Origin of the sequence: Streptomyces sp. SKN60 (assembly GCF_026236535.1) — a bacterium.
Classification (GTDB): domain Bacteria; phylum Actinomycetota; class Actinomycetes; order Streptomycetales; family Streptomycetaceae; genus Streptomyces.
The window spans coordinates 315,666-324,988 of sequence record NZ_JAHTMW010000009.1; the positions used below are offsets into that span (position 1 = coordinate 315,666).

The 9,323-nt window shown below is 73.1% G+C and carries 9 protein-coding genes; 6 read left to right on the top strand and 3 right to left on the bottom strand.

The genetic code is table 11. From position 1 onward, the window contains the following. Positions 1–266: 266 nt before the first annotated feature. Entirely contained in the window at positions 267–2,432 is a 2,166-nt protein-coding gene (locus tag KV205_RS17860; protein WP_265865369.1) for a PQQ-binding-like beta-propeller repeat protein, read from the bottom strand. Between the two features lie 172 nt (positions 2,433–2,604). Here KV205_RS17860 and KV205_RS17865 point away from each other — a divergent pair, with 172 nt between their 5' ends. The 5 genes from KV205_RS17865 to proC all read left to right on the top strand — a co-directional run bounded on the left by KV205_RS17865 (position 2,605) and on the right by proC (position 6,025). After that, positions 2,605–2,859, top strand: coding sequence for an SH3 domain-containing protein (locus KV205_RS17865; protein WP_265865370.1), 255 nt, complete (start codon positions 2,605–2,607; stop codon positions 2,857–2,859). 80 nt (positions 2,860–2,939) lie between these two features. After that, complete coding sequence (locus KV205_RS17870) at positions 2,940–3,437, top strand: hypothetical protein (protein WP_265865371.1); 498 nt, start codon at positions 2,940–2,942, stop codon at positions 3,435–3,437. 112 nt (positions 3,438–3,549) lie between these two features. Further along, positions 3,550–4,371: an ABC transporter ATP-binding protein gene (locus KV205_RS17875; protein ID WP_265865372.1), complete on the top strand. Its 822-nt coding sequence runs from the start codon at positions 3,550–3,552 to the stop codon at positions 4,369–4,371. After that, positions 4,368–5,105 (top strand): ABC transporter permease, encoded by a 738-nt coding sequence (locus KV205_RS17880; protein ID WP_265865373.1) that lies wholly within the window; start codon positions 4,368–4,370, stop codon positions 5,103–5,105. The genes KV205_RS17875 and KV205_RS17880 overlap by 4 nt, the downstream gene beginning before the upstream one ends. A gap of 110 nt (positions 5,106–5,215) precedes the next feature. Beyond that, positions 5,216–6,025: a pyrroline-5-carboxylate reductase gene (gene proC / locus KV205_RS17885; protein ID WP_265865374.1), complete on the top strand. Its 810-nt coding sequence runs from the start codon at positions 5,216–5,218 to the stop codon at positions 6,023–6,025. 13 nt (positions 6,026–6,038) lie between these two features. Here proC and KV205_RS17890 read toward each other — a convergent pair whose 3' ends face one another. Beyond that, positions 6,039–6,644 (bottom strand): cysteine hydrolase family protein, encoded by a 606-nt coding sequence (locus KV205_RS17890; RefSeq protein ID WP_265865375.1) that lies wholly within the window; start codon positions 6,642–6,644, stop codon positions 6,039–6,041. A 75-nt stretch (positions 6,645–6,719) separates the two neighbouring features. Here KV205_RS17890 and KV205_RS17895 point away from each other — a divergent pair, with 75 nt between their 5' ends. Next, a complete protein-coding gene (locus KV205_RS17895) occupies positions 6,720–7,748 on the top strand; it encodes a GlxA family transcriptional regulator (RefSeq protein ID WP_265865376.1) in 1,029 nt (342 codons plus the stop codon). On the opposite strand, the gene trpS is transcribed toward KV205_RS17895, so the two are convergent. Beyond that, positions 7,715–8,716, bottom strand: a complete 1,002-nt coding sequence (gene trpS / locus KV205_RS17900) for a tryptophan--tRNA ligase (protein WP_265865377.1) — start codon at positions 8,714–8,716, stop codon at positions 7,715–7,717. The genes KV205_RS17895 and trpS overlap by 34 nt on opposite strands. Positions 8,717–9,323: the final 607 nt, after the last annotated feature.

Below are 9,323 nucleotides of genomic sequence, written 5' to 3' on the forward strand. Positions count from 1 at the left end.
CGGGAACGGACAACCGGCGGTGGCCGGGGCCCTCGAATCGAGGACCCCGGCCACGGCCGGTTTCGCGTGCGGGGCGCGTGCCGCCCGGGCCTCCGGCCCCGAGGCTTTGAATACGCGGCGCCTCACCGGCTCCGCCAGGCGGGTCACCGGCCGCGCAGGGCCCGGGGCCCGGCGTCGGCCCGTGCCGCAGCGCCCGGCCCAGGCCGGGCTGGGCCTCCGGGCCGCAGGTCCGGTGACCGCCCCCGGCCCACGCCGGAGCGCCCGCCCTACCACCCCGCCGGATCCCCCGCGTCCACCGCGAAGACCGAGCCGTCCGGGGCCGTGCCGTAGACGCGGTCGGGGGCGAGGGAGGGGGCGGGGACGGTGGAGGTGGGGGAGGAGGGGCGGCCGTCGTGCAGGCGGGGGGTGGTCTGGCCGAGGATGGTGCCGCGGTGGGCGTCGACGGCGAGGAGGCGGCCGTCCGGGGCGGAGAGGTAGAGGCGGGCCCCGGCGGCGTCGAGGACGGGGGCGGAGAGGTGGGCGGTGGCCGTCTCCAGGCCCCAGAGGAGGCGGCCGCGCTGACCCGAGATGTCGACGGCGCCGAGCCGCCCGCTGGGCGACAGGAGGATGACGACGTCGCCGTGCGCGGCCAGGGACGGGCCGTCGACCAGGTCCGGCAGCACGGACCGGTGGACGGAGCCGTCCGCGAGGCCGTAGCGCACCAGGGCCTCGGCCATCCCGTCGCCGTTCAGCGCGGCCAGGACCAGCACCCCGCCCCGCACCGAGTCGGCGGGGGAGAGCTGGCCGGTGAGCCGCTGCTGCCGGACGACCTCGCCGGTGCGCGGCCGGACGGTGCTCACGCGCGTGTGGCGCCCGTCGACGAGCACCTCGGTGACGGTGAGCAGGCCGGTGGCCACGTCGTACGCGCCTGGCACCGGGTACTGGTGCCCACGCAGCGCGTGGTGCCACAGTTCCCGGCCGGTCGCCGCGTCGACGCCGCGCAGCGCGGCCGTGCCGTCGGAGAGCACGAGGACGTCGCCGGCGGCGTGCGCGCTCTCGGCCCGGCCGCCCTTCGCCGTCCGCTGCCAGCCGGGGACGCCGTCGGCGCCGTACGTCCGGAGCTCACCGGTCGCCGACGCAGCGGCGAGCCGCCCGCCGGCCAGCGCGGCCGGGGCCGGCGGCGGGAACGCGTCGGCGGGCCCGGGCCGGGACCAGAGGACCCGTCCGGTGGCCGGGTCGAGCCGGGCGGCGGCGATCCCGCGCCCGGAGCAGTACAGTGCGCCGCCGTCGAGGGCGCAAGCGGGCGCGGCCGGTTCGCCGTTCTTCTGCAGGGCGGTCTGCCAGCCGCTGAAGGCCTTCGCGGCCTCGGCGGGGTGGCGGGGGGCGGGCTCCGGCCCGCCGGCGTACGAGAGGGCGGCGACGGTGCCGCCGGCCGCGAGCACGAACGCGGCGCCGACGGCGAGCGGCCCGCGCCGCAGCAGCCTGCGCCGCCGTGGCGCGGGCCCGGGCGCGGGGGCCCGTACCGGCGTGTCCGCGTCCCAGGCGGCACCGGGCCCGGCCTGGTCCGGAACCGGCAGAGCGCGCAGAGCGGGCCGTCGCTGCGCCGGTATGAAGGCGGTCGCGTCGTACGAGGGCGGCAGCAGCGCCGCCATGATCTCGGCCGGTGTGGGCCGTTCGCCCGGCTCCTTGGCCAGACACCGCGCGACCAGCGGCGCGAGCTCCTCCGGAACCCCCGTCAGATCCGGCTCGTCGTGCACGACCTGGTACGCGACGATGTACGGGCTGTCGGAGTCGAACGGCCCGTGCCCCGTCGCCGCGTGCACCAGCACCGAGCCGAGCGCGAACACGTCCGCCGACGGCCCGACCTCCCTGGGCCGCTGGAACTGCTCGGGCGCCATGAAGGGCGGCGAGCCGATCAACTTCCCGGTCTCCGTGTGCAGATCGCTGTCCACCGGCCGGGAGATCCCGAAGTCGATGACCTTCGGACCCGAGTCGGTGAGCAGCACATTGCTCGGCTTGAGATCGCGGTGCACCACACCCGCCCGGTGGATGTCGCGCAGCGCCTCCGCGAGCCCGGCGGTGAGCCGGCGCAGCTCGGCGGGGGACAGCGGGCCGCTCCGCTTCACCTGGTCGGCGAGGGTGGGCCCGGGCACGTAGAGGGTGGCCATCCAGGGGCGTACGGCATCGGGGTCGGCGTCCACGACGGGCGCGGTGAACGCCCCGCTGACCCGCCGCGCGGCCGCGACCTCCTGCCGGAACCGGGCCCTGAACTCGGGGTCCTCCGCATACTGTTCGTGCACCACCTTGACCGCGAGCCGCAGGCCCGAGGCGGAGGTGGCGAGATGGACGACGCCCATGCCACCGGCGCCGAGGCAGGCCTGGAGCCGGTACTCGCCCGCGTAGTCGGGCCCTTCCGCTTCCCGGTCGGCACCGGTCCTGCGCAACGGCGGCATCGCCAACCCCCGTGTGGTTCCCCGTCGGTGTCCGCGCGCCCGCGCGACGCACGGAGCCTAGTCGATGACGGGGCCGATGTCGGTGGGGCTTGCTAGCCTGCGCGTCGCAGAGAGTGAAATTCGGCGGAGCGCTTCACGGGGAGCGTATTCCGGCCAACGGGGGAGGAACACCATGAGCATCCAGCGCTACCCGGTCGCGCCCGGGGTCCGGCTCAACGTCCGCTCGGGCCCGGGCACCCAGTACCCGATCGTCCGCACCCTGCCGCTGGGGGTCACGGTGCCGGTCTACTGCCAGACGTACGGCACGTGGGTCACCGGCCCGTACGGCACCACGAACATCTGGGACAAGATCGACGACGGGGCGGAGTACGTCTCCGACGCCTACGTGCACACGGGCAGGGACGGCATGGTCGCCCCGCGCTGCTGACCTCCTGCTTACGGCCTTACGGCCTTACGGCCATACGGCGGTTTTCCGCCTTCTTTCGCCGTCCGGGGATAATCGACCCCGTGAGCGACGCACGCGAGGACAAGCAGAGCAAGACCGCCGGCGCGACCCCCGCCGGGCCGCAGCCCGAGGAGCTCCGCTTCTTCGGCACGACCTGGCTGGACCACAGCGGCAACTACGGGCTGCGCCGGATCGGCGTGGCGGCCGGTTCGCTGGTGGCCGCGGTCGCCGGCTGCTTCGTGCTGCGCTTCGCCTACCAGGGCCTGGAGATCGCGAAGGTCGGCGGTTTCGTCAACCTACTGGTGGTCGTGATGTTCGCGATCTGCAGCGCGATCGCCTTCCGCAAGACCTGGGAGGGCTTCGTCCGCCGCCCGGACGACCCCGCCCGTGACGATGCCCTGCGCAGCCTGAAGGCCATCGGCTTCATCGGCTCGCTGCTCGCCTACTTCTTCCGCAGCCTCAGCGAGGCGCCCGGCGAGAAGCTGCGGCGCACGGAGTACGAGGAGGCCGTCACGCGCTTCGAGAAGCGCCGCGGCCGCAAGAAGCCCAAGCGCGGCTGACCCCCACCCTCGCCGAACCTCGCCAAACCTCGCCAAACACCCTCCGAGAACCCCGGACGTTCGCCGTCCGGGGTTCTTGACGTTCCGCACCCTCCGGCCCATTATTCATCACATGATGAATAAAACCGGTGAGGCCCCACCGGCCGCCCCGTCCGCCGCCATCACGGCGACCGCGCTCACCGTCGTCCGCGGCGACCGCACCGCCCTGCGCGGCCTCGACTTCACCGTCCCCCGCGGCCGCATCACCGGCCTCCTCGGCCCCTCCGGCTGCGGCAAGACCACGCTCATGCGCGCGATCGTCGGCACCCAGGCCAAGGTCACCGGCACCCTCGACGTCCTCGGCCGGCCCGCCGGCGACCCCGCCCTGCGCTCCCGCATCGGCTACGTCACCCAGGCGCCCTCCGTCTACGACGACCTCACCGTCCGGCAGAACCTCGACTACTTCGCCGCGATCCTGCTCCCCGGCCGCGCCCACCACGCCGAACGCCGCGCCGCCGTCGACCGGGCGATCGAGGACGTCGACCTCACCTCCCACGCCGACGCCCTCGCCGGCCGCCTCTCCGGCGGCCAGCGCAGCCGCGTCTCGCTCGCCGTCGCCCTGCTCGGCACCCCCGAGCTCCTCGTCCTCGACGAACCCACCGTCGGCCTCGACCCCGTCCTGCGCCGCGACCTGTGGGACCTGTTCCACCGCATCGCCGCCGACCGCGGCACCACGCTCCTGGTCTCCTCGCACGTCATGGACGAGGCCGAGCGCTGCCACCGACTGCTCCTGCTCCGCGAGGGCGAGCTGCTCGCCGAGGACACCCCCGAGGCGCTGCGCCGCCGCAACGACACCGCCACCGTCGAGGACGCCTTCCTCCGCCTCGTCGACGCCGCCGCGGCCCGCGCCGCCCGCGCCCAGACCCGTACCGCCGCCAAGGAGGAGCGCCGATGAACAGCGCCCGCACCCTCGCCACCGCCGCCCGCGTCCTGCGCCAGCTCCGCCACGACCCGCGCTCGATCGCCCTGATGCTGCTCGTGCCCTGCGTGATGCTCTTCCTGCTCCGCTACGTCTTCGACGGCAGCCCGCAGACCTTCGACAGCATCGGCGCCTCGCTCCTCGGCATCTTCCCGCTGATCACGATGTTCCTGGTGACCTCCATCGCCACCCTGCGCGAGCGCACCTCCGGCACCCTCGAACGCCTCCTCGCCATGCCCCTGGCCAAGGGCGACCTCATCGCCGGCTACGCCCTCGCCTTCGGCCTCGTCGCCGTCGTCCAGTCCGTCCTCGCCACCGGCCTCGCCCTGTGGTTCCTCGGCCTCGACGTCATCGGCTCGCCCTGGCTGCTGCTCCTCGTCGCCCTGCTCGACGCGCTGCTCGGCACCGCCCTCGGCCTGTTCGTCTCGGCCTTCGCCGCCTCCGAGTTCCAGGCCGTCCAGTTCATGCCGGCCGTGATCTTCCCGCAGCTGCTGCTGTGCGGCCTGTTCACCCCGCGCGACCGGATGGCCCCGGCCCTGGAGGCGATCTCGGACGTCCTGCCCATGTCGTACGCCGTCGACGGCATGAACCAGGTCCTGCGCCACACCGACGTCACCACCGACTTCGTACGGGACGCCCTCGTCGTCGCCGGCTGCGCGGTCCTCGTCCTCGGCCTCGGCGCCGCCACCCTCCGCCGCCGCACGGCATGACCGGATCGCCTGACCGGATCACGTGCCCGCCCCTCGGACAGCCACGTCGCCGGAGCGGGCGCGGTGCGAGGATGGCCGCACGTACCCCCTCCGGCGAGGTGAACAGAGCCATGACCCAGACCGTCGCAGTCCTCGGCACCGGCAAGATCGGTGAAGCGCTCCTCAGCGGCATGATCCGCGCCGGCTGGCGCCCCGCCGACCTCCTCGTCACCGCCCGCCGCGCCGAGCGCGCCGACGAACTGCGCGCCCGCTACGGCGTCGAGGCCGTCAGCAACGCCGACGCCGCCAAGCGCGCCGACACCCTCATCCTCGCCGTGAAGCCCCAGGACATGGGCCGCCTGCTCGACGAGCTCGCCCCGCACGTCGCCGCCGACCGCCTGGTCGTCAGCGCCGCCGCGGGCATCACCACCGCCTTCATCGAGGAGCGGCTCACCGCCGGCACCCCGGTCGTCCGCGTCATGCCCAACACCCCCGTGCTCGTCGACGAGGGCATGTCGGTGATCTCCGCCGGCAGCCACGCCACCCCCGACCACCTCGCCCACACCGAGGAGATCTTCGGCGGCGTCGGCAAGACCCTGCGCGTCCCCGAGTCCCAGCAGGACGCCGCCACCGCCCTCTCCGGCTCGGGCCCGGCGTACTTCTACTACCTCGTCGAGGCCATGACCGACGCCGGCATCCTGCTCGGCCTGCCCCGCGCCCAGGCCCACGACCTCATCGTCCAGGCCGCCATCGGCGCCGCCGTGATGCTCCGCGACAGCGGCGAGCACCCGGTCAAGCTCCGCGAGGCCGTCACCTCCCCGGCCGGCACCACCATCTCCGCCATCCGCGAGCTGGAGAACCACGGGGTACGGGCCGCCCTCATCGCCGCCCTCGAAGCCGCCCGCGACCGCAGCCGCGAGCTCGCCTCCGGCAACGGCTGAGCCCGACCTCCTCCTACTGAGCGGACGCGCCCTTCAGTACGTCCTCCGTGGTCACCACCCGGGCGAACTTCCCGCCGTGCAGCGACACCGCCGTCGCCCGGGTCAGCTCCTCCGCCGTCTGCTTCCACCCGAACGGCCCGGTCAGGTCGAAGGTGTGCATCGCGTCCAGCGGGAACAGCACGTCGTAGCCGAGGTTGCCGCCCATCCGCGCGGTCGTCTCGTTGCACATGTTCGTCTGGATGCCGACGATCACGAACTGCCGGATCCCCGCCTCCTTCAGCCAGGTGTCCAGGTCCGGCTCCCCGTAGAACACCGAGTTCACGGTCTTCGTCACGAACAGCTCCGGCCCGGTCCCCTTGCCCCGCCGCTCCTCCACGAAGTCCTTGAGCTCGTTGCCCTCGGTCCCCAGGGCCAGCGGCGAACCGGCACGCGGCGAGTCATGCCGTACGAAGACGACCGGACGCCCCGTCTCCTGCCAGCGGTCGATGAGCGCCGCCATGTTCTGCTCGGCCTCCGCGTTGTCCCGCCGGCCCCAGAACGCGTCCTCGAAGCCCTTCTGGACGTCGATGACGATGAGCGCCGCGTTGTTCTCGACCGTGATGTTCTCCGTGATCTCCATGCCCTGAATCCTGCCGCCGCCCGGAGTCCCGCCCCAGAGGCAGAAAAGCCATCGATCGATGGTTTACTGCCACTCATGGCAGAAGCAGAAGCCGCGCAGGCCGCGCAACGCATCGCCCTCCTCGCCTTCCCCGGCATCCGCGCCTTCGACGTCTCCGTCATCACCGAGGTCTGGGGCACCGACCGCAGCACCCGCGGCGTCCCGCCCTTCGAACTGCGCCGCGCCGCCGCCGACCCGGCCGCCCCCGTCCCGATCCGCGGCGGCCTCAGCCTCACCCCCGACCGCCCACTCGACTGGCTCGACGAACTCACCCCGGATGACCTCGTCCTCGTCCCCGGCATCGAGGACCCCGCCGCCGACTTCCCGACCCCCGTGCTCGACGCGCTGCGCCGCGCCCACGCCGCCGGCACCCCTGTCGCCTCCCTCTGCGCCGGCGCCTTCGTCCTCGCCCGTGCCGGCCTCCTCGACGGCCGCCGCGCCGTCACCCACTGGCGCCTCGCCCCGGCCCTCGCCGCCCGCCACCCCCGGGTGACCGTCGAGGCCGAGGCCCTGTTCGTCGAGGACACCGGCATCTGGACCTCCGCCGGTACGGCCGCGGGCATCGACCTCTGCCTCCACCTGGTCCGTACGGCCCACGGCGCCGAGGTCGCCGCCACCATCGCCCGCTCGATGGTGACGGCCCCGTTCCGCACCGGCACCCAGGCCCAGTTCATCGAGCACCCCACCCCGCGCGCCGACCGCGACGCCGACGCCCTCGCCGCCGTACGCGCCCACGCCCTGGCCCACCTCGACGAGCCGCACACCGTCGCGAGCCTCGCCGCCCGCGCCGGCATGTCCGCCCGCTCCTTCGCCCGCCACTTCCAGGCGACGACCGGCACCACCCCCGCCCGCTGGCTGATCGCGCAGCGCCTCGCCGCCGCCCAGAAACTCCTCGAACGCACCGACCACCCCCTCCCCGAGGTGGCCCGCCGCGCGGGCTTCGGCAGCGAGGTCACGATGCGCCAGCACTTCGCCTCGCACCTCGCCACCAGCCCGCGCGACTACCGCCAGGCCTTCCGCCGGAGTGGCGGTCAGAACGCCGGCAGCAGCCCGATCGCCCGATAGGCCCGGTCGACCACCGGCCGCGCCATCCCCCGCGCCCGCTCGGCCCCCGCCCGCAGCACCTTCTCCACGTACGCCGGATCCGCCGCCAGCTCGGCATGCCGCTCCCGCACCGGCCGCAGCAGCTCGACGACCGCCTCGGCGGTGTCCTTCTTCAGGGCGCCGTACGAGTCGTACGTGGCGGCGAGCTCGGCCACATCCCGGCAGCCGGTGGCGGCGGCCAGCAGATCCGCCAGGTTCGCCACCCCCGGACTGACCTCCGGGTCGTAGACGACCTCGCGCCCGCTGTCCGTCACCGCGCGCATGATCTTCCGCCGTACGGTGTCCGCGTCGTCGAGCAGATAGACGATCCCGGACCCGTTCTCGTGCGACTTCCCCATCTTCGACGTCGGGTCCTGCAGATCCATGACCCGCGCCGCCACCTTCGGATGCGTCGCCTTCGGCACCGTGAACACCTGCCCGTACCGCTGGTTGAACCGCACCGCCAGATCCCGCGCCAGCTCCACGTGCTGCGTCTGGTCCTCACCCACCGGCACCTCGTCCGTCGCGTAGGCGAGGATGTCCGCCGCCATCAGCGCCGGATACGTGAGCAGCGAAAGCCGCACCCCCTGCCCGGACTCCCGGGCCCGCACGCTCTTCTCCTTGTACTGGATCATCCGGCGCATCTCGCCGTCCGTGGCCACGCACTCCATCAGATACGAGAGCCGGGCGTGCTCGTCCACATGACTCTGTACGAAGACGGTGCACCGCTCCGGATCGAGCCCCGCCGCCAGCAGCAGCGTCGCCGCCTGCCGGCTCAGCCGCGTCACTCGCGCCGGATCGTGCTCCACGGTCAGCGCGTGCAGGTCCACCACGCTGAACAGCGCGTCCGCCGCGTACTGGTCCACCTCGACCCACTGCCGTACGGCCCCGAGGTAGTTGCCCAGCGTCAGGTGCCCGGTCGGCTTGACCCCACTGAAGATCCGCTTCATGAGCGTCGTTCTCCCTCTCTCCTGTGCTCTCTGGTCTGAGCACCGCCGGCCCGTCGGCCGGGCTCCCGGAGGGGGATACGCGAACGGCCGCCGAGGCGGCGGCCGTTGTCTGCATGCGTGAGCTACGGGCCGCCGGTCAGGCGGCCCACCACTGAGTGGTGTGCGCATGCTTCGTCATACGCACAGGGTACGCCCAGGGCCCCGGGTTGACACGGGATTACCCGATCCGTAGTGTTCTCCGAGTTGTCCGACGTGAGCACCGACCCCGGTCGGCCCCGGACAGCCATTCCGCAAGAACCATCAATGCCTGACGGTGTCGATTCGTCGTGCCGTCCTGCGTTTCCGTGCGTTTTTGCGAAATGAGGAATCCGCGTTCGAAGGTTTGAGCGCTAGGCCCCGATTAGCGTCGGAGCCGCGGAATCCGCTAAAGTCTCACTCGTCGGAACGGCCCAACAGCCGGGAAGACGAACCCCGCTGACTGGGAATCAGACGCCGAAAGGATCTGATAGAGTCGGAACCGCCGGAAGGGACCGGAACGACGAAAGTCGAAAAGGGACCGGAAAGCACCGAGGAAATCGGATCGGAAAGATCTGATAGAGTCGGAAAC